This window comes from Eisenbergiella massiliensis, from assembly GCF_003435485.1.
This window is the reverse complement of record NZ_QVLV01000038.1, coordinates 16012-34297: the sequence shown is the minus strand read 5'-3', so window position 1 is coordinate 34297 and position 18286 is coordinate 16012. Positions and strand designations below refer to the sequence as shown.

The window sequence follows — 18286 nt, the reverse complement described above, 5'->3', positions numbered from 1 at the left end:
CTCCTATTCCGGTATTGTGATAACCTGATCAGGATATATAAGGTTTGGATTCTTAATCTTATCCTTATTTGCTTCATAGATTTTTGTGTACTGGCCGCCGTCTCCGTAATACTTCTTTGCAAGTCCCCAGAGAGTATTGCCCTTCTGGATGGTATATTCTTTTCCGTCTATCGTTTCAGGGTTCTGCAGTGAGCCGGCGTCCTCCTGCTTTACCAATCCTGCCGGCTGCGGAACCGCGATGAATCTTTTTGCCGGCGGAATATATTCCAACAGCTTCAGGGACACGTACTGGTCCCCTTCTTCACCGGCTTTTTCAGTAGCCCGCACATCTTCTATAAGCACCTGCTTATTGATATCACTGTCCTCACCCACCGCGATAAAACGGACCGGCAGTTTACTTTCCTGCCAGGTCTTAATCATAAACAATAGAGAGGTTGCCGCTGTAAAATCAGATTCCGAATAGTGCGTATGTTGGTGAGGGAACTCTGTTTCGAAAGAATATTCTTCCAATTCTACATAGGTGGGGACCACTACCTGCCCGCCTTTCAGGATATTATACTTTTCATTATTTTGTTTCCTGCTCTGGCTGATTTCTTCCGGGTTCACCGGCACGCGGAAGGTACCGGTGGACGATTCAAAATATACTGCGTATCCCATCAATATTTGCCCTCCGCGCTGTTTGCTATTTCTTCTCTCATTTTTTCGCTCATTCTTGCAGCCACCGCATCCACATCAGCCTCTTTGGTAATAGGGCCTGTAAACTCAATTTTCACATTGGGCGCCAGGGTATTGGTAGATATCTTTGCCACATAATCCCTCTGGGCGATATCCCGCAGGTACTGAATGTCCTCATCCGACATATCTACGTCTATGGCCCCGCCTTTTCCCTTTCCCTTCACTGTAGCCGGGTTACTCAAAGAGCCGTAAGGTACGGCCTTTATGCCTGCACCTGATGCAACGGAGGTATCAGCCGCCTTTCCTTGGAAATCCCAATCATCAATGAAGGCTCCCATGTCAGATCCCTTTGCCCCCCAATCCGAACCCGTTTCCATAATGTTCTTCGTGTCCATGCGCATATCATCCAAAGATATATAATTTGAATCCTTAAAGGAATCTCCCCACGCCTGCAGTTTACTGGAAAAACCATTCACCGCCCCAGCAAGGTTTGAGCCAAATACAGTATCAATTGCTTTAGCGATACTCTCGATGACGCCTAACACACTGGTTGCCATATTTACGAATAAATTCACAATAGCCGCCAACGGGTTTGTAAAAATATTTGCTAAAAATTCAGCGAATGAAACAAATATATTCCATAGATTTCCTACGATATTATAGCCAACTGCATATATCATCCCCAATCCTTGTCCGATCGTTCCGAATATCTGGCTGTATGTCACCCCCATTGAAGTCAATCCCAATATAACAAGTGCAATTACCCCTATAATTAACATTAACGGCCAGACCGCAGCCATAGAAGCAACTGCCGCAACTAACATTTTCGCTGCCCATAATCCCGCCATAATAATAGCAGCAGCAAAGAAAGTCTTTACAATTGGATCACCCGAAGTAATTGTGCTAATCAGCCAGCTGGCGCCATCTGCTACTGCATCAATCCCTGCGCCGAATGCTGCCAGTAATTCCTGCGCCCCGGATGAGTTTAACAATTCATTCAGCTGCATGAATACTCCGCCAAACGATTCCATTGCGTGGTTTCCCATCTGCGTCCAAATGTCTGCAAAGGTCATCGGCATGCTTTCAAATTTTCCGTTAATGTCATCGGCGGCCGAAAACAAAGCATTTTTAATGATGTCTGCCGTTATCTCACCTTTTGAAGAAAGTTCTTTCAATTCGCCTTTTGACTTTCCCATGTATTTGGCAATGGCATCCGCCACCATCGGAGCATTCTCCATTACGGAACGGAATTCATCCCCCTGCAGCTTACCCGCAGCCATAGACTGCGATAACTGCAGGAATGCTGATTGCTGTTCAGATGTATCTGCTCCTGACACCTTCAATGACTTTTGGAGAAGCTCGGTAAACTGGATAGCCTCATCATTGCCAGCAAAATTATCACCTGCCAGCAGGTTCATCTTTGCAACCGCACTTGCCATATCCGCATATTTACCGCGTGACCGGTCTGCGGCGGCGAATATTTTCTGCTGAAGTTCTTCCTGCGATTGTGAACCGTCATTTACCATATTCAGCCTGGCGTTTGTATTGGTGTAGACATCAGTCATGTCCATAACTTTTTTTGCCGCTCCCAGGCTTAACAGAGTCCCGACTAAACCTTTAAGTGTGGAATTCATGGAGGAAGCCCTTTTTTGAGTTGACTCCATCATATTTTCAACTTTAACAAGCCCTGCCGCCCCCGTATTGGCGGCACGCCCTGTCTTTTCCAGGCCAGTGTTGACTTTATCAACTCCGCGGGATGCTCCCAGCGTACTCTGGATAGCTTTCTCCATGCCTGAATTGATTTTGTTCAGAGCGGAACTGTATCCACCGTCCAGTATTTTAAACATAGCACTTAATGTTGGCATGCAGATACCTCCTATCTCTTCAGCTTATCCGCCTCTCTTTTCTCGTCCTCCACACGCTGCATGATACTCCCATATATAAAAGCACGTTCCCTTTCTGGCAATTCTTCAAGTACGGATGGTAAAATATGTAGCTTCTGCAGGGCAAAATGCGCTAACACAAAATCGGATTCGCCCTGCTTTATCCGTTTTTTACGTCTTCGATATCATCGTTGATATCTTTATCCAGCCCGCTCAGTTCCTGCACTTCTGCGGCCAGAGTGACGAATTCCCCAATCAGCAGCATGTTTTTCAACAGTTCTATTTCGCCAGCCACATTGTACGCTTTCTGCAATTGAGCATCCGTTAAATCAGGGAAAACAACCGCCGACGCAACCATGTCATGATTATAATTTATACGGTTGAAAATTTCGTTCCCTGTTTTTTTATCCACCCTGGTATGTTTCTTAACCAGCTGTTCATTCTCTTTCTGGGTCAGGGCACGTATTCTGAAAGGTACTGGCTTTCCGTCCTCCTGGAAACGTTCCGATACAATTACTTCTTTTTCCTCTGGCGTTATGGGATTTAAAAATGCTTTTAATGATGCCATATTTTATCTCCTTATCTGAAATTCTCGGGGATCTGGAACTGCTCCAGATTATCCACATCGTCAAATGTAAAATCAGTATCAACCGTGCTCAAATCCTCGCTGGAATCATCCAGGGAAGCAACTGGAATCTTTGCCAGAACGCAGTTTCGCATAACCACCGTCTGGCGGCCTATCGTTGACTGGGGATCCTCATTAGTTGTCTGGATGGTAATCGGCAGGTAGATGCCGCTCTTTTTGTACTCCATAAAAATCTGCAGTGTATCGCCGCTCACATTGTAGATCGTCAGGCTGCCTTTCCCTTCGGCGCCCACCACTTTATGCTGGGTCATCCGGTGCCCCAGGAGCCGCTTTGCTACCACCTTAAACTCAATGCTGGCATCTATTTTCGACAGCTCAAAAAAGTACCGGTTTTTACCGTTCACGGTGATAAAAGCGCTTCCTTCCGTACTGGTTACCAGGTCTGTAATTCTTGTATATGCCATTTTCCGTCCACCTCCTTATGACAAATTCACAGTGATGTAAATCTTCTCCACACTGTCAACCGGCTGTATAGCTATGGTAACCACCACTGCATCGAAATCCACGCCGGCCTCAACAGTGATATCTGCGGGGTCAAAATTCTGTATTGCGCCCATGTTCTGCAGCTCTGTAAAGTATTCCGATAAGGAAGCTTTCAGCAGGTTCCGCCCGTTTGCGTCGTTGTTGATTTTTCCGATATAGGAAGATTCATATATCGTGGTGATGTCGTTGCGGATATTGTCCAGCGTCCGGACAATCCGATTTTTGGTAAACAGCTTTCCTTTCTCCACTGTGGTGGAAACAAGGGAATTAATATCATATACAGCAGTTACATTCTGGGAGGTATCAACCTTAAAAATGAACTGCCCCGCCTTTACCGCTGTTTCCATTTGGCTTTTGCTCATGCGCGGTATCACATCAACAGCGTCCACGTATTTTGTTCCTGTGTTTGATGTTGTTATACTTGCTCCTGCTGTGGCTCCGGCCACCCAAGCCGTTACCTGTGCTGCTGTCAATTCGGTTCCGCCGGACATTTTAATTCCTTGTGTCACATTGATAACGCCCTCATAATCAGCTTCCTGATTTGCAAGAACGGCCTGGCAGCCTCTTCCTTCATCTTCTCTCATCGCCTTAATCCAGGACACGATAGCAGCCTTATTTGCGGCTTTTCCGTCTCCATCGTAAGGATAACAGAGCACATTAAAAAAGACGGTCTTTGCCGTCTCCAGGGCCGCCGTCACATGTGCTTCTGTGTGACTGTCAGGCAGCTTATAAATCAGTACTGTTTTCGCCAGCTTCAGCGCTTCTTTTGTCAGCAGCTTATCAGCCTCCGCAGTTCCTTCCGGCCAGTTTGCCTCCAGTGCGGATGCCTCATAGATTTCACCGTCTGTCCCTGCGTCCATTTCCTGCAGGAGAAGCACAGTCCCCCGGTCCCCGGGAGTAATAGACAGAGGCTCATTTGTCTTTATGTTCAGATATACGCCAGGCAATACTTTATTCTGGCTTTCCCATGTTCCCGACATGTCATTCCTCCATTCTCGTGTTCTGGACCAGCTCCTGCATCAATGGCATGGGTTCCGACTTTACTTCCCGGTAATCCACATCAAACTGGAAATGCAACACCTTGTCCGTTATTTTCATGTTTCGATTTTTTATTTTGAAATGCTCCGGCTGAAATCCCCGATTCAGCGCCTCTCCTACTTCCCAGCATTCCCAGCACTCCGTTTCCTCATCCTTCCGGGATTCCGGGAAATACAGAATGTCAAAGCTGACGGTATTTTTCATCCGGCCATTGATTCCCCGGGAAGGGTTCTGGTCATAAATTTCAACCAAAAAAGACGGCTGCCTGAAGTTCTGTGGGATGTCCTCCTTGTATACGGGACAATCCTTCACAGCCTTCAATGCGGCCGCCATTTCTTTATATAATTCAGTTATCATGCTTTTTCTGCACCGCCTTTACTTCGGCTTCGAAGTTCTTTACCATCTGGCGTGCTACGTGGGATTTCATTTTTTCCAGGACATGAGTACCTTTTACAAAGCCTTTTATCGGCCCGCCTTTTTTGGTTACTATTCTATGTCCATCGTTCCAGTAAGAGGCGTAAAATTGAGAATTTAATACCTCCGTTTCAACTCCTCCTACCGATTTCTTTGTTGGTAACTTACGCCAGCTTTCCTTTAATTTTCCACCAACGCCAGGATTGCTTACTTTAAAACTAACCTCTTTTCCCGCATATTTGCCATGCTTCACAGTAAAGGATACGGGGTTTGGATGCACTCCTACAGGAGTATTCCTTTTTGCAAAGGCCACGCCCTGGTTTACAGATTTATTGAGAACTTTTTTGTCAATGTCTCTGATGTCATCTATCATCGCAGCCAGTTCCCGGCGGAACTGATCGCACATGGCTTTGTTTCGCCTGTAATTACTGCTACTCACGCATTATCATCTCTTTCCACTTCACATTGCCACTGATAGGTATAAGGATGGCACTCTCCCAGCTTCAGCGTAACTTGCTTCCCCGCCCGTAGCGTGGCCACTACTTCGTCCCCTTCTTTAACATCCTCTTCAATACCACAAAAGAGGGTATGCCGGTTCTGGATGGACGGATTCGGGGCGCCCACAACAGCCTGGCCGGAGGAACTGTACCTGCAAGGACGGTCAGAGCATACCTCTATGGCCTCATGCGTGGTAAAGCCATCCTTTTCCGCATCCTGCCACCGTCTGACTGTCATCCTGGCATCATACATCACTGCATACGGGTTAACCATAGCCTTTTAACCTCCTGAACCGCCTCAGCTGAGCCTTGTCTTCCCTGCCTAAACCATAGATGGTAGCACGGGTATTTCCGTCTGTCTGGGCATAAGTAATGGTGCCGTCGCCCTCTTTAATACTCTGGATCTCCTTGGCATATCCGGCCCCATTGGCCGCCTCATAATCCATGATGGCCTTTACCTTCCGACGGATTATGGGTTCCATTTCCTCCGGAAGGCGGTTCTGCAGGTTGCAATAGGTGCAGGTGTCCTGAATGACATCAGATATTGCTAAATCCTGCGTATCATCATTAAGCTTTAAGTTGCTTTTCACTTTCAGGAGCATTTCTTCCTTCGTCATCCTCCGCACCTCCTTAAGCAACGGTCGCCACGAATACCTGATCTGCATAAGGGAAAGAAGGAAGCGATGTAGCCACGGCCTTGATCCACTTTGCTACAGGGTCCTCGGTATTATACTGGCACACGATAATATTTCCTACTGCGGTCACATCCACACTGGGATTCCTACGCAGCTCCAGTTCTTCCGCAGTCACACCGTAGAAGGTATCTCCCATCTTTCCATCCGGCATCATGACAAAAGCATCTTCCGGCAGGAAACGTTTCGCAGCATAGCCGCCTTTTGCGTCCTGTACCCTGTATTTCTTATCGTAGATGGCAATCTGAGGAAGTTTCTGCTGTGCAAGAAACGCATTCAGCTCGGTTACCGTCAGCATCTTTGCGCTGTTCACGCCATAGATTGCTGCGCGGATCCTCTCGTCCCTCAAAATGGCATTGAGAACCTTTTTAGAAGTCAGCGCTCTGGTGGGGGTAAAACCTGTATCGCCTACAATCTTATCTACCATGTAATCCATGTCCTCAAGGATTGTAGGTGTACCGCTTGTCCATGTCTTGGCCGCCTTATGCGCGGACGGCATGCCGTAATCGATGGATGCTTTTACCCCGTTCTCATTTATCTGGATTTTTCCAGTGGAGAGCGCTTCCATTCTCATTGCCTCTACCCTGGTACGCACAGATGCCACAAGGTTGTCAACATCGTTGAAGATACGCCTGATCATGTCTGCTTCTTCATTATCATTTCTGGGACTTTCCAGCGCGATTATGGTTCTTTCCGGAATTTTAATCTTTCTCTTAATCAGTGCCATATCCTGCGTAAAGCTTTCTACGCCTTCTCTGGAACCAATTTCCGCCTCAGTATCAAAGGCATGCACCTTTGCGGATACCGGCAGGTTGCTGGCCCCCTTGATGATGTCAATCTCCAGCGCCTCTGTCTTTCTTTCGGGGAAGAGGACTTCCCCCATGTACGCCTCCTGCGTGCGCTCTTTTGTGTAATCAATAAGTTCCCTCGGTGTCAGTAATTCTTCTACTCTCGGCATTATCTTAGCCCTCCTTAATCTGTAACTGGCCGTCTACAAAAAATTTGATAAACGGCATTTTGACAACGAGCTGCTGCACGGACTCCACAACGTAATTCCCCTGAAGGCGTTCTGTGTTGACAGAGCCGTCAATCATCAAGGCACCCGGCTGCGGTCCATGTGTCACCTCTACGGTATCAAACAGGATTCCCGCCGGATCAGCAGACAGTGCATAAGTATAGGCATCCACTGAGCCGCTTCTTGTGATTTTTACAGCTTTGCCTGCGGCATCCAGAAGTGTGCCTGCGAGGACAAACTTCTTTCCATATTCATCGGCTGTTACTCCCGTGTCAGACACTGTGCAGCTGATATTCTGATAACGTTCACTTTTCAGGAATTCAGGCGCATTGTCATAGGTCTTCTTCGTATAAAACATGTTCTATTCCTCTCTTTCTTTTATCATCCCCACGCTTTTGCGTAAGGGTTGTCTGTGGCCGCTCCGGCCTTGTTTAAGGATTCTGCAACCGATTTTGCAAGGCTTCCCTCATCTGTCTGCCCGGCCTTCGGTGTGTATCCGCTTTTCTTCCCGCCTGCCGGAGGCTGCTCTGCGGCCTTAAACAGATGAGGGGAAGATTCCTTCAGTGGCTTAATCACATCGTCTACACCTACAGGGGCGCCGTCCTTGTCAAATGTAAATTTATCCAGACCACCCCGTTTATAGATGATATAATCGGCATCCAATACGCCGGCTGCAGTGAGTTTTTCCTTCAAGGCATATTCCTTTTTTATGTTTTCAGCCGCCGTTTTCAGTTCCGTAACCTTATCGTTGTAATCCTTCTTGGGGACGGCATGTTTCGGGAATTCCACCTTTACCAGTTCCATCAATGCTACTACATCCAGTTTACCGTCTGTAATTGTTGCTTTTTCTAAAAGTTCTTTTAACCAGTCCATAATTGCCTCCATAGATTTTTATTCCCGCTCTCCGGGTTTTGGGTTCGTCCGGCTATACCCCCGGCAGGGTAGTACTGTTCTTTAACGCCTGCAGAAAAAGGCGAAAAAATAACACCCAGAATAAACCTGCGTGTTTTATGCTTCAATATATTCAGTTTCTTACTCATCTCAGTCAGAGTCATTATATGTAGGCTCATTGTTTTTCCATACAAAAACAGTATCTTCCGGATAATCTTCGACCATCTTATCGGCTGGGATATCCTCAATATTAACTCTACAAGGCAAATTCTCCTTTCCCATATACTAAAACCTCCCAAAAATATCGGTTACTCCACAGGATTTACATTTTCAAAGTAAATTCCATTATAACATTCAATCCCATCATCTTCCATCCGCATTTTTTCGACGGGAATGCCATCAGGAAAAGCTTCACAACACATGATTATCTCTTTCTCATCGAGATAATGTTTACAGCGATCACATATTGGTAACCTTAGATTCATTTTCTCTGTCTTCATCCTATGGCCACTTATGCTTCTTTATAACAGGAATACACCATTGAAATGTGCTCCATCACCATTGATTCGTCCACTTCTTCCTGTTCTTCCTCCGTCAAGGCATCATAGGCCGCAAAAATATCTTTTCGAAACGCCATAAATGCCTTTTCTTCTTCCCATTCTGCGAATTCGCCCACACGGCGGATAATTTCTTTCGGTGATAGTTTTTTCACTGTTTTACTCCTCTTACTTCCATCAACAATTCTTCCAACAGTTCCTTATCGTCCGGATTCGAAGAGATATGCTTGTCTACCCGCTCTTTTAACCAACGATATCTCCTTCGAATATCCTTTCCAAACAGTGAAACTGCAAACTCCAAATCATTCTCCCGAATTTGAACTATGCTGTTTATTTCTCTTAATGCTTCAACACGTACATTAAACGTATCCATAAAAGGGATTCCCTCTGCCCTGCAAATTTCACGTGCAAGCAGCTCTACGGAACCTTCTTCCATACTGGAATATGGTATGATAGTAAGCGGCGTTAAATAGCTTCCTGAGCAGGCGTGTAAATGCTCATGTATTATAACTTTGTCACTTGCTGTACTTTTTAGCAGTATATCACAATTCCACTGTTTTCTCCCAGCAATTTTTTCTGCTCTACACTTATCATCGTCAACTACTATATTACCGCTCCATTTACTTTCACGGGTTGAGTACTTTTTAATAGTTTCCCGATATTTTTCGCTATCCACCTGCAGTTCCTGTTTTGTACGCCTTCGTCTTTTTTGGCTGCCATCATTTCCTGAATCAAGAAATTGAGCCTTCCATTCTTCATAGCTCATATCCGCAGGAACCTCAATCGAATTCCCGTCAACGTTCCTCGCCACTCTTGTCTGGCCGGATAAATCCTCGTCGTCATAAAAAGGGACATCCGTACACCGGCAGAAACAATGGAAGGGCGCCATATTGACGCCGGCAACCGCTTTATCCACGTCAAACACCTTATTATCCAGCTCACCGCAAATCCCGCAGGTCTTGCTGTCCAGCGTAGCTATTATCTGATATTTTTCCACGTCATCCTGTTTATACATATCATGGGCTGCCCTGTTTGCCATAAAACTGGCCTCTGTATGCAGGAGCCGGTAGGCGTCGAACTCTCGTGCGTTAAACTTTTTTGCAAAATCTTTTGCAAGAGAACTCGGATGAGCACCAGTCACCATCATAGTTGTCATAGCTTCCATCAGCTGTGCCTGCAGGTAATCCTTCTGTTTCCACAAGCGCGTGGAAAAATTCGCACCGTTGAAAGGGTACGAAACGTAGGAATCCACCAACTCCGGAGAAATACCAGCAAAATTACTATGAAAGCCTTTGTATTGGTCAATATTGAACCATTCTCTGAAATACCCTTCTTCATAAATTTCTTTTAACGTCTGGCCACTCAGCTGTTCGTAGTCTACGGCATACAGCTTATTCAAAATGGCGTTCACCTGCGTCTCAAGAGCTTGATACCGGGTGATTCTGGCCTTGATGGACATATTCTCCACCTCAAGGTCGAATTCCCCTATATGGGCATACACCTTCTTGATATAGTCATTCAGGTCACCTATTTCGGCCTTTGATAAAAGAATCTGCGCCTGCTGATAGGATACGCCATTGACATCGGCATACCGGGTATAAAAATCGTTGATGGCATACTCAATTTCCCGCTTTGCCTGCCGGAAGGATGCTTTTAACTCCTTAAAGTATGCATCAGCCTTTTGCTCGGCTGCCAGATAGGCCTGTTCCTGCCGGTCTTCCCAATAGCCCATTACTCATCACCCTGACTTTCTTTGCCCGGCTCTTTTTCGGGTTTCTTTTTCTGCGGGAACATGTCCGGTAAAACTCCCATTTCTTCCCTTTCCCGCTCCTTTTCTTTCCTGAGCTGCTTCTCTTCTTCTTCTGCGTTTTCCACAAAAGGATGATTTTTGAGAATCGTTTTGTTGGAAACAATCCCTGCACTCTTTGCCGCAATATCCGCCAGTTCTGCGTCGCTCCTGATAGCTGACCGGGTCCATGTCTGGACAATCTGCCCGCACTCTGCGTGCAGATATTCGCATATTACTCTGATTAGTTCACCAAATCCCAATTTGAACTCGGTTTCCATCAGCCCAGCTTTCAGCTCCAGAAGAGAGTACAGGTACTTAAGCGCCTCTCCGGATGTATTACCAAATTTCTGCGGATCCGGATCCACTCCCTGCCCTTGCTCAAAAATGGCTTTCCGCGTCATTTCCAGAAACTTCTCCCTGGCCTCCACCGGGATATTGATAGTCAGTGTCTCTACGCCACCCTTTCCTTCGTCGCCATCATCATCCACTTTAATTGCCTTGTACTTTTTCAAGTCATGGAGGAATTCTTCCAAGTCCGCCCCGCCATAATTGGTAAGTATCATGATGATTTCCTGCACGTCCTCAAGGTCATTCAGATAACCGCTGAATACTTTGTCGTAGGCGTCAATAAGGGGCTTAATATTTTTAAGATCGTTTGTCCCAATATTATTATTCTGGAATGGAATGAATGGCACCCGCCCCCACTCATGCATAAATACATTCCCCTGCCCGTTTTCATCCGGCAGCTGAAATGTATTGTAAGGGGCAAGGCCGGCAATTGACACAGTGCTGCTCATCCTGTAATAGGAATAACAGCGTTCTGCATCCCAATATTCCCAGACAGTTATTTCTTTCCCTGTCTGGAAATCGATATCCTTGTATGTCCTGAGAACCGCTATAAGGCTCCTTTCAAGGTCTGCGGACTCAATAGGGATGATTTGTTCAGGCGGAACGATTCCATACTTAAAATGGCCGTCTGCGTCCTTCCAATAATGAAGCCACGCCACTTCACCGTTCGACGCATTAATACACAGGTCCTTGCAGACTTTGGGGTATTGGTCCCCTAATATATCCGCAATCTTCTTATTCAATCCTTCGTTTTTTGTATCGAAAAGAGGCGGCGCCGTAAATGCATAGGATGCTTTCTGGTTGACAAGCAGGCCGTGGAAATTCCGGGGTATCCGGTTATCCGCATTCCTCAAAGGTTCGTTATCTCTGCCGCGCACACCAGTGCGGAGGATATCATTTTCATTCCGGTAATACCGCTCCGCCTCCTGGCATCGCTTGATATGCTGCCGGTGCTGGACTGCCTTCTGTTTTATCAGATTTTTCACAACCTCAATATTAGGCTTCTCTTCATTCATCGGTTATCATCACCTCACTTTAATACCTGCATTCCAGAAGGCCTGCGGATTATTGTGTAACACATGTACCGGCAGCTGTCCATTTCGTGATCATGTTCCTTCACAGGCTTGTCCTCTCCCTTATCTGCCGCTTTGGCATCCCAGATATAGGAGCCGAACTCTTTTATCGTATTAGTGCAAGAGACATCAAAAAAGATAGCCGTCTGATTCAGCAGCGATGCTACAAATCTGATGCCGTCTAGCACATCATTTTTTGCGCTCTTAACCTTATATCCATCTTTCTTGAGCTGCGCCCGGAAGCTTGCCGCCGAAGGGTCAAGCACAACAAACCTCGGTTTTATGCCATCCAGCCAGTCCTTTAAATCGGTAGCATATTCAGAATCCGTCTTTTGTATTCCGGCATCACGCCCAGAATAATAATACTCGCGGATGCAATACCATTTACTGTTTTGCGCTTTTCGCCACAGCTGGAATGCTGTCGGATTTTGGATACCGTAGTCAGAGCTGACATAATAGTCACCAGTCCACACAATCTTTTCTGACTTCACAAGCTCCTGCACATCCACAACATGCTTATCCGGGTCAAACATGTCGTAGATAATACCCTCGGCCATAGCCCACAGGCCGAGTATATAACGTTTGAAGAACACGCCGCTGTAATTGCTCCGGTATCTGGCCTTAATCTCTTCAGACAGGCTCAGGTTATCGTCCATCGTGAAATGGACATACAGCAGTTTCTTCAGGCCCGCTTCTTTCCCCGCCCTCGCAGCTTCCTCCTGAAGCTTCCTGACTTTTTCCTTGCCGATATACCCTATGGCCTTGTCAATCCAGCCAACCTTAAACCAATGATACGGCCCATCTGGGTTACAGTTAAACCAGTACTTACTTCCATCCACGGAGCAGCGGCCTGTTGCTTGGTTCACGAAGGATTCCGGCATCAGCGCGACTTCGTCAAAAAAGACCCCTGCCAAGGTGATTCCCTGGATGAGGTCCTGCGAACGTTCGTCCTTGCCGCCGAATATGTAGAAGTAATTCTCCACGCCTTTTCGCGTGACGACTACCAGGTTATCAGCCCTGTGGTCTGCCACCTTATAGCCACGGCTCCGCAGCATGAGTTTAAGCCAGAACAACACGTTCCTGCGGAAAGAACCGATAGTCTTGCCGCACATACCGAAGTTCTGGCCGTTGAACCGTGTCATGGCCCACATCACGAATGACAGCGACATGCTTATTGTCTTGCCTGAACGGATAGCTCCGTCAGCTATAATGCCGTCATAGTCCTTAACCGGCGAAGAATCGCACCACCAGTTCAGGACTTTCCGCTGCTTCTGCGAAAACGGCTTGAAATGAAATATCTGGTTAACCTTCTTCATCCGTCCAATCCTCCGCGGCTATTCCGTTCAGGGCATCCAGGAATCCATCATCCGCCGTTTCCTCTTCATCACCCATCTGGGATTTCGCTTTCATTACAGCAATACGGGCTTTCTGTTCCTCCGTTGCCAGCTCCCAGTTCCGGTGAAGCATCTCGTCATACTGCTTAATAAGGCTCCTGAGTTCCCCTTGCGCCCGCGCCTGGGACTTAAGGAAGTTCCCTTGCTTATCCCAGGCCTGCTGTACCTGCCAGCGTTCTTCTGTTACTGTGTCCCCGTCCTTTTGGCCTATCTTCGTAGTCGTACTGTCCTCCCGGTCACGGACATACATAATATGTTGCGCCCGGATGATTGCCGCATAAGCAATCTGTATCTGGTCCCAGAGAACATCAAGCGGATCCTTCGGCATCTGCTCAATAATTGAAAAAGTCTCTTCCGGAAGCCACTTCCGGAAAAGGCCGTGCTTTTCTGCATTATGATTTCTCGGCGGCCCTGTTCCGCCGTGCCCTTCCGCGTTACGGTTGCCGGGCTGTCCGCCTTTTCGCTTTTCCGAACGTTCGCTTTTCTTTTCCGAACGTTCGTTATCCCAGTTATGGGTACTCTTCCAGCGCCGGACCGTCCCTTCAGGCAGTTCTAGTTGACTTGCAATCTCAACCAGCTTCATCCCGTCCAGGAACATCACCTTCGCCTGTTCTATTCTGCTGTCAGGTTTTCGCGGCACCATCACCACCTCTCATTCGTTTCGTTTTGTTTTGGGAAAATGCTTTGTTCGGCCATCACGAAAAGACACCCGGCCGCAGTTTGCAGTCAGGTGTCTTTTGGCAAGGGAATTAATTTATGGGAGGGGGAGAAGTTTTATTCACTCCTTCCAGATTACACTATAACATTTCAAAAACGAAAAATGTGAAATAATCGAAATTACTTTTCTCCCATAAAATTATTGAATTCCATACGCACGCTATCCGCAGTTGCCTTTCCGCCAATTCGAGCCGCTACTTCCCCCCAGGAATTTTTATCAAAAAACTTATACCGAACAATTCTCTGCATCCGCATTGGTATAGTCACCATCCACTGTTCAACATTCAATTTTAGTTTTTCGGCGTTTTCCTGCTGCTGTTTCAAAAGATTTTCTTCAAAACGTAAGTAACTATCCTCCCCATAAGTAAAGGCAGTTCCCTGTATTTTGAAATGCTGCTCCTGATAAGGGAAATTAGGATTGCTCCCTTTTACGTTCGTCTGAATTATCGTTTTCCGCTTCTTTTTCAGATTGCTGATTTCTTTTTCTGTGTCTTTGATAACTTCACAGGCATCTATATATTGGCTCAGAATATGCTTGTCCATTACTCCCACACCCTCCCTGTCTCTTTATCCTTAAGCGTAATCCGCCCCACAATCTCCATGCCCGCAAGACTGGCAATAAGCCGCAGGATATAGATTACCTGTTTTACCGCATGTGGCGGCCTGTCCGCCCTCTCTATGGCCTCACCCGCCGTCAAATCGGTATAACCTTCACTATTTCTATACACTTTTTTCCTCCTCTCAATTAAGCTATACATGATTTATGGACGTGCCGCAGCTGTCCCGGTGCCTGGGCTGCGTAATAGTCCCGTGTTACTTTGATATTGGCGTGGCCCAGGATATCCGCGATATCATCAAGGCTTGCCCCATGTTGACGCAGGCTGGAAGCCATTGTCTTGCGCATAAGATGCGGGTATACCCTGCGGCGTAGCTCTGCCCTGGCCCTGATATCCTGCAGCAGGTCCCGGTATGCGCTCTCATGTATGGGCGCTGCTGGCTTGCGGAGCGTCACAAATAGATACGGGCTATCATCCTGCCGGCTGTCCAGGTATCGCTTTATATGCACCCGGGCAGCATCATTAAGGTATACCTCCCGGTACTCCCGGTCCTTGTGGCCGTATAATATCAGGGAACCGGAAACAAAATCTATATCAGTTATCTTGACGTCTGGCACCTCGCCCACACGGGCACCGGTAGAGAGTAAAAATTCCAGCACTGCCCTCTCACGCTTGCCTTTTACCGTATCCTGGTCGCAGGCCGTCCGCAATTCCTCAACCTCAATGCCCTGCAAAAAGTCAATGGGCTTGCGCGGCACCTTCTTTTTGGCGACATTCTCCACGGGATTCTGGCTGATAAAATTGCAGCGTCTTAACCAGGTGAATACGGAAGAAAGAAACTGCCGCTCATTGTTGACACTCTGCGGGCTGTTACTCTTTAACTTACCTCTGGAAAACTCATTGAGATAATACTCAATATCCGTGGGCACCACATTTCGTAGATTTTTATGCACTACGTCCAGAAACATCCGGGCAGCTCTCATGTACTGCTCTATGGTCTTACTGCTGAGGTCACGCTTCTGCATATTCAGGCGGATCGTATCCAGCATATACTGATTGTCATCCAGATCCGTACTCAACGCAGTCTCCATCCGTACCACATCAACGCTGTACATCACGGCCAGCAGTACCTGTTCCAGCACGCGGAACTGTTCCCGATTTATAACCTCTTGCATTCTCAGCAACACATCATTGATAAGCTGTTCTTTCATAGTTTGCCTCCTTTGCGCTTGCCTAAAGGACGCAATAATGCTATAATCCTTTTAGGCGTAGGACGGCAACATTCATCTTGGCGGGTGGGGCTGCCGTCATTTTCTGTTCAATTTAATTTCCATTTTAATTTCCATTTACTGGAAAATTATCTTGACATTATGCGCATAAAGGTTTAAAATGAAATTGTATCGAACATGAGTTCTGTCACATCAAGGGAGGCAACCCTGTGGCAGGACTCTTTTTTATCTTTTAATCCAATAAATACTGTTGGTAAATGCATCGGGCTCTGGAGGCTGGCTGCACCCGGTAAAGAGTACAGCCGCCAGCAGAATAATTATTATGTACCGCATTCGGCATCCCTCATCTCTTCTAATGCTTCGATGGCTATTGCGATTGTTTCTGCAGATAACCATTTTTCCAGTGACGGCCGGAAAGCCATATCTTGTAATTCTTCTATCGCCTTATCAATTTCATTCATTGATATTACCCTCCCCCTATTGATCAAGTAACTGATCCTCGTACCGCATCCTGAGGCAGGCATCCAAGGCCAGTATGTATCCCGCTGCGATAATGCAACAGTCTATAACTACTATCGTTTTAATAATCATCCTTACGCTCCTTTATTCTTACTTCGGCTGTATTCCACGCAGGCCTTACACCGCCGGCGCCGGACTACCCTCTTAAGGCTCGGCCGGTACCGGATGTTAATTACGCTGCTGTCGGTACTGCCGCAGGAAGGGCATTGTTCGCCTTCTGCGTATTTCATAGGCAACCTTCTTTCCTTTAACGAAACATTTGTATAACCCTGGTTCGTAATTTACTGCAAGGTTTTGGCTCTGTGTCATCTTTCTGTGCAACCATCCACGCTATGGTTCCGTCCCATTCAATGTCTTGCGCAGTAGAACAGTAAGACACTTTTTGCACCCGTCTTTCTCCTGTATACATAACCCTTGTTATCCAAATATCACAATCTTCCTTTGGTAATTTTTCCTTATAATCTTCATCAATTAAATTCCATTTGTCCACTGACTGGTCGTTTTGCGGCATGTACGGCTTCGGCAACGGCATCCAGGCAATCGGTTCAAATGAATTTTTTCCGTCAAAAAATATGTTTCCGCCCGCCTTGGTATTAATATAATACGAAATATTCCTTGTACCTACCGACGTTAAAACCAATATTTTTCCATCTTCACGCTGAATCATGTTGGCCTCTGGAAGTCTCTCCTCCACCGGAATCCATCTATATCGATTCGTTATTTCAAGTGATTCAATTGCCATCTCGATGGCCTTTGAAAAAGTATCAAATCTATCTCTGTCGATTTGTTTACCCGATGCATATCTTTTTCTAGCATTGTTAAAACCTCCAAGTATTTCAATTGCATTTTGATTATTCATAGCAATCCTCCGTCAAATTTTCATTTTGCAAAGGAACCTTAACGTCCATAAGACATAAAAACACCCATTTCCCTTTTGGATATTCCTGCTCTATACGAAAAGTCGTGCCATACTTGAACTGCTCTGTATCCTTCTTCAATTTGTTATAAATATCAGTTGGATAATCAAAAAAACCTTGTGTAACAACCCCATTATGTGTAGGATGGGTTTTGTATTCTGTCTCCCATACTCTCAGATGTTTTATCATCCATATACCTCTTTCTGAAAATGTTAAATTTCAGTTTAACTCAGCATTATGAATTTTTTCTTTAAGTGTTGTCTTCCACGAAAGCATAGCATTTACACTAACATTAACCAGCGTTTCTAAATTACTGTTCAGGCCAACTTCGTCAGCTATTCGTTCTCTGGCTTCTGGGGAAAGTAGGCAGAATTTCTGTAAATTCTTCACTTCATTATCAATATGTTCAATCTGTCTCATGGCATCTAATACTTTCACTTTATACCTCCTTTAAATCCTCATTTATCCATCACTGCTCCGTCATATCCTTTTGGCGTAACGCACAGCAAAACATCATCTTTCAAATCTGATAATTTCTTCATGTGTTCTCCCTTCTGAAATCCTCATTTAAATTATTTAGTTGCAGACATCAGAACACAATATATTGTGTTATATATTTTACATTGCATATATATTGTATATATGTATTGACTTTCTAATACTTTTGTATATAATAAAAGATACAAAACGTTACTTTATTGTAAAAACGCATCTGGCAAAAAGAGGAGGACTATTATGTCAAAGCAACCTATCAAACCTGGAACTGACAACAAACCTGCTGTCACCTATCATGAGGTAGGCCCAAGAGGGGGACAAATTCCCGATAGACGTACCGTCCACATTGATCGGGGTGATCGTTTACCCCCTACCCAAAAGCCCGGACGTGGTTGGTCTAAATGATGTATGGAAGCCGCTGTAACCGCAGCGGCTTTTATATTGCAATTCTCCGCTT

At 46.0% G+C, this 18286-nt stretch carries 27 protein-coding genes; 1 reads left to right on the top strand and 26 read right to left on the bottom strand.

What is annotated here, in order from left to right:
- Positions 1 to 3: 3 nt before the first annotated feature.
- From DXC51_RS28020 to DXC51_RS27905, 26 genes are all read right to left on the bottom strand, one after another.
- On the bottom strand, positions 4 to 657 hold the full coding sequence (locus DXC51_RS28020) for a LysM peptidoglycan-binding domain-containing protein (protein ID WP_117545912.1): 654 nt from the start codon (positions 655 to 657) through the stop codon (positions 4 to 6).
- Positions 657 to 2540 carry a tape measure protein gene (locus DXC51_RS28015; RefSeq protein WP_117545911.1) on the bottom strand — a complete coding sequence of 628 codons (1884 nt, stop codon included), beginning with the start codon at positions 2538 to 2540 and terminating at the stop codon, positions 657 to 659. Before DXC51_RS28015 ends, DXC51_RS28020 begins: the two co-directional genes overlap by 1 nt.
- Before the next feature lie 178 nt (positions 2541 to 2718).
- Positions 2719 to 3126, bottom strand: coding sequence for a phage tail assembly chaperone (locus tag DXC51_RS28010; RefSeq protein ID WP_117545910.1), 408 nt, complete (start codon positions 3124 to 3126; stop codon positions 2719 to 2721).
- An 11-nt stretch (positions 3127 to 3137) separates the two neighbouring features.
- Positions 3138 to 3608 carry a phage tail tube protein gene (locus tag DXC51_RS28005; RefSeq protein ID WP_117545909.1) on the bottom strand — a complete coding sequence of 157 codons (471 nt, stop codon included), beginning with the start codon at positions 3606 to 3608 and terminating at the stop codon, positions 3138 to 3140.
- 15 nt (positions 3609 to 3623) lie between these two features.
- Positions 3624 to 4667, bottom strand: coding sequence for a phage tail sheath subtilisin-like domain-containing protein (locus tag DXC51_RS28000; protein ID WP_117545908.1), 1044 nt, complete (start codon positions 4665 to 4667; stop codon positions 3624 to 3626).
- 1 nt (position 4668) lies between these two features.
- A complete protein-coding gene (locus DXC51_RS27995) occupies positions 4669 to 5082 on the bottom strand; it encodes a phage tail terminator family protein (RefSeq protein WP_117545907.1) in 414 nt (137 codons plus the stop codon).
- Positions 5072 to 5545 (bottom strand): HK97 gp10 family phage protein, encoded by a 474-nt coding sequence (locus DXC51_RS27990; protein ID WP_278336999.1) that lies wholly within the window; start codon positions 5543 to 5545, stop codon positions 5072 to 5074. The genes DXC51_RS27995 and DXC51_RS27990 overlap by 11 nt, the downstream gene beginning before the upstream one ends.
- A gap of 29 nt (positions 5546 to 5574) precedes the next feature.
- Positions 5575 to 5910 (bottom strand): hypothetical protein, encoded by a 336-nt coding sequence (locus DXC51_RS27985; RefSeq protein WP_117545906.1) that lies wholly within the window; start codon positions 5908 to 5910, stop codon positions 5575 to 5577.
- Complete coding sequence (locus DXC51_RS27980) at positions 5903 to 6253, bottom strand: head-tail connector protein (protein ID WP_117545905.1); 351 nt, start codon at positions 6251 to 6253, stop codon at positions 5903 to 5905. Before DXC51_RS27980 ends, DXC51_RS27985 begins: the two co-directional genes overlap by 8 nt.
- A 13-nt stretch (positions 6254 to 6266) precedes the next feature.
- A complete protein-coding gene (locus DXC51_RS27975; RefSeq protein ID WP_117545904.1) occupies positions 6267 to 7286 on the bottom strand; it encodes a major capsid protein in 1020 nt (339 codons plus the stop codon).
- A gap of 4 nt (positions 7287 to 7290) precedes the next feature.
- Positions 7291 to 7701: a hypothetical protein gene (locus DXC51_RS27970; protein WP_117545903.1), complete on the bottom strand. Its 411-nt coding sequence runs from the start codon at positions 7699 to 7701 to the stop codon at positions 7291 to 7293.
- 23 nt (positions 7702 to 7724) lie between these two features.
- Entirely contained in the window at positions 7725 to 8216 is a 492-nt protein-coding gene (locus DXC51_RS27965; RefSeq protein WP_117545902.1) for a phage scaffolding protein, read from the bottom strand.
- Positions 8217 to 8384: 168 nt separating this feature from the next.
- Positions 8385 to 8516, bottom strand: coding sequence for a hypothetical protein (locus DXC51_RS30345; RefSeq protein WP_278336998.1), 132 nt, complete (start codon positions 8514 to 8516; stop codon positions 8385 to 8387).
- A gap of 26 nt (positions 8517 to 8542) precedes the next feature.
- The gene (locus tag DXC51_RS29375) at positions 8543 to 8734 is read right to left on the bottom strand and encodes a hypothetical protein (protein WP_146045244.1); all 192 of its coding nucleotides are present in this window, start codon (positions 8732 to 8734) and stop codon (positions 8543 to 8545) included.
- An 11-nt stretch (positions 8735 to 8745) separates the two neighbouring features.
- On the bottom strand, positions 8746 to 8946 hold the full coding sequence (locus tag DXC51_RS27955; RefSeq protein WP_117545900.1) for a hypothetical protein: 201 nt from the start codon (positions 8944 to 8946) through the stop codon (positions 8746 to 8748).
- On the bottom strand, positions 8943 to 10523 hold the full coding sequence (locus DXC51_RS27950; protein WP_117531694.1) for a minor capsid protein: 1581 nt from the start codon (positions 10521 to 10523) through the stop codon (positions 8943 to 8945). Before DXC51_RS27950 ends, DXC51_RS27955 begins: the two co-directional genes overlap by 4 nt.
- Positions 10523 to 11944, bottom strand: a complete 1422-nt coding sequence (locus DXC51_RS27945; RefSeq protein ID WP_117531692.1) for a phage portal protein — start codon at positions 11942 to 11944, stop codon at positions 10523 to 10525. The genes DXC51_RS27950 and DXC51_RS27945 overlap by 1 nt, the downstream gene beginning before the upstream one ends.
- A gap of 14 nt (positions 11945 to 11958) precedes the next feature.
- Positions 11959 to 13317, bottom strand: a complete 1359-nt coding sequence (locus tag DXC51_RS27940) for a PBSX family phage terminase large subunit (RefSeq protein ID WP_117531690.1) — start codon at positions 13315 to 13317, stop codon at positions 11959 to 11961.
- Positions 13304 to 14035 carry a phage terminase small subunit gene (gene terS / locus DXC51_RS27935; RefSeq protein WP_102288510.1) on the bottom strand — a complete coding sequence of 244 codons (732 nt, stop codon included), beginning with the start codon at positions 14033 to 14035 and terminating at the stop codon, positions 13304 to 13306. The genes DXC51_RS27940 and terS overlap by 14 nt, the downstream gene beginning before the upstream one ends.
- A 197-nt stretch (positions 14036 to 14232) precedes the next feature.
- Complete coding sequence (locus DXC51_RS27930; RefSeq protein WP_102287117.1) at positions 14233 to 14655, bottom strand: RNA polymerase subunit sigma-70; 423 nt, start codon at positions 14653 to 14655, stop codon at positions 14233 to 14235.
- Positions 14655 to 14840, bottom strand: coding sequence for a hypothetical protein (locus DXC51_RS27925; protein WP_102287118.1), 186 nt, complete (start codon positions 14838 to 14840; stop codon positions 14655 to 14657). Before DXC51_RS27925 ends, DXC51_RS27930 begins: the two co-directional genes overlap by 1 nt.
- Before the next feature lie 17 nt (positions 14841 to 14857).
- Positions 14858 to 15880, bottom strand: coding sequence for a tyrosine-type recombinase/integrase (locus DXC51_RS27920; RefSeq protein WP_102287119.1), 1023 nt, complete (start codon positions 15878 to 15880; stop codon positions 14858 to 14860).
- A 338-nt stretch (positions 15881 to 16218) separates the two neighbouring features.
- Positions 16219 to 16359, bottom strand: a complete 141-nt coding sequence (locus DXC51_RS29755; protein ID WP_180998057.1) for a hypothetical protein — start codon at positions 16357 to 16359, stop codon at positions 16219 to 16221.
- 305 nt (positions 16360 to 16664) lie between these two features.
- Positions 16665 to 17276, bottom strand: a complete 612-nt coding sequence (locus DXC51_RS27915; protein ID WP_102287120.1) for a DUF551 domain-containing protein — start codon at positions 17274 to 17276, stop codon at positions 16665 to 16667.
- Positions 17269 to 17523 (bottom strand): hypothetical protein, encoded by a 255-nt coding sequence (locus tag DXC51_RS27910; RefSeq protein WP_102287121.1) that lies wholly within the window; start codon positions 17521 to 17523, stop codon positions 17269 to 17271. The genes DXC51_RS27915 and DXC51_RS27910 overlap by 8 nt, the downstream gene beginning before the upstream one ends.
- Positions 17524 to 17553: 30 nt before the next feature.
- Entirely contained in the window at positions 17554 to 17772 is a 219-nt protein-coding gene (locus DXC51_RS27905) for a hypothetical protein (RefSeq protein WP_025491449.1), read from the bottom strand.
- Positions 17773 to 18069: 297 nt separating this feature from the next.
- On the opposite strand from DXC51_RS27905, the gene DXC51_RS27900 reads away from it, so the two are divergent.
- A complete protein-coding gene (locus DXC51_RS27900) occupies positions 18070 to 18234 on the top strand; it encodes a YjzC family protein (protein WP_117545899.1) in 165 nt (54 codons plus the stop codon).
- Positions 18235 to 18286 lie beyond the last annotated feature (52 nt).

Bases quoted from the DNA above. Each gene is read 5' to 3' on its own strand.
- DXC51_RS29375 (WP_146045244.1), bottom strand. From the start codon at position 8,734: ATGAAGACAGAGAAAATGAATCTAAGGTTACCAATATGTGATCGCTGT.
- DXC51_RS28000 (WP_117545908.1), bottom strand. From the start codon at position 4,667: ATGTCGGGAACATGGGAAAGCCAGAATAAAGTATTGCCTGGCGTATAT.
- DXC51_RS29755 (WP_180998057.1), bottom strand. From the start codon at position 16,359: ATGAATGAAATTGATAAGGCGATAGAAGAATTACAAGATATGGCTTTC.
- DXC51_RS27975 (WP_117545904.1), bottom strand. From the start codon at position 7,286: ATGCCGAGAGTAGAAGAATTACTGACACCGAGGGAACTTATTGATTAC.
- DXC51_RS28010 (WP_117545910.1), bottom strand. From the start codon at position 3,126: ATGGCATCATTAAAAGCATTTTTAAATCCCATAACGCCAGAGGAAAAA.
- DXC51_RS30345 (WP_278336998.1), bottom strand. From the start codon at position 8,516: ATGGGAAAGGAGAATTTGCCTTGTAGAGTTAATATTGAGGATATCCCA.
- DXC51_RS27930 (WP_102287117.1), bottom strand. From the start codon at position 14,655: ATGGACAAGCATATTCTGAGCCAATATATAGATGCCTGTGAAGTTATC.
- DXC51_RS27995 (WP_117545907.1), bottom strand. From the start codon at position 5,082: ATGATAACTGAATTATATAAAGAAATGGCGGCCGCATTGAAGGCTGTG.
- DXC51_RS27990 (WP_278336999.1), bottom strand. From the start codon at position 5,545: ATGTGCGATCAGTTCCGCCGGGAACTGGCTGCGATGATAGATGACATC.
- DXC51_RS28015 (WP_117545911.1), bottom strand. From the start codon at position 2,540: ATGCCAACATTAAGTGCTATGTTTAAAATACTGGACGGTGGATACAGT.
- DXC51_RS27900 (WP_117545899.1), top strand. From the start codon at position 18,070: ATGTCAAAGCAACCTATCAAACCTGGAACTGACAACAAACCTGCTGTC.
- DXC51_RS27920 (WP_102287119.1), bottom strand. From the start codon at position 15,880: ATGAAAGAACAGCTTATCAATGATGTGTTGCTGAGAATGCAAGAGGTT.
- DXC51_RS27980 (WP_117545905.1), bottom strand. From the start codon at position 6,253: ATGACGAAGGAAGAAATGCTCCTGAAAGTGAAAAGCAACTTAAAGCTT.
- DXC51_RS28005 (WP_117545909.1), bottom strand. From the start codon at position 3,608: ATGGCATATACAAGAATTACAGACCTGGTAACCAGTACGGAAGGAAGC.
- DXC51_RS27915 (WP_102287120.1), bottom strand. From the start codon at position 17,276: ATGAATAATCAAAATGCAATTGAAATACTTGGAGGTTTTAACAATGCT.
- DXC51_RS27945 (WP_117531692.1), bottom strand. From the start codon at position 11,944: ATGAATGAAGAGAAGCCTAATATTGAGGTTGTGAAAAATCTGATAAAA.
- DXC51_RS28020 (WP_117545912.1), bottom strand. From the start codon at position 657: ATGGGATACGCAGTATATTTTGAATCGTCCACCGGTACCTTCCGCGTG.
- DXC51_RS27965 (WP_117545902.1), bottom strand. From the start codon at position 8,216: ATGGACTGGTTAAAAGAACTTTTAGAAAAAGCAACAATTACAGACGGT.
- DXC51_RS27985 (WP_117545906.1), bottom strand. From the start codon at position 5,910: ATGGTTAACCCGTATGCAGTGATGTATGATGCCAGGATGACAGTCAGA.
- DXC51_RS27910 (WP_102287121.1), bottom strand. From the start codon at position 17,523: ATGATAAAACATCTGAGAGTATGGGAGACAGAATACAAAACCCATCCT.
- DXC51_RS27970 (WP_117545903.1), bottom strand. From the start codon at position 7,701: ATGTTTTATACGAAGAAGACCTATGACAATGCGCCTGAATTCCTGAAA.
- DXC51_RS27940 (WP_117531690.1), bottom strand. From the start codon at position 13,317: ATGAAGAAGGTTAACCAGATATTTCATTTCAAGCCGTTTTCGCAGAAG.
- DXC51_RS27950 (WP_117531694.1), bottom strand. From the start codon at position 10,523: ATGGGCTATTGGGAAGACCGGCAGGAACAGGCCTATCTGGCAGCCGAG.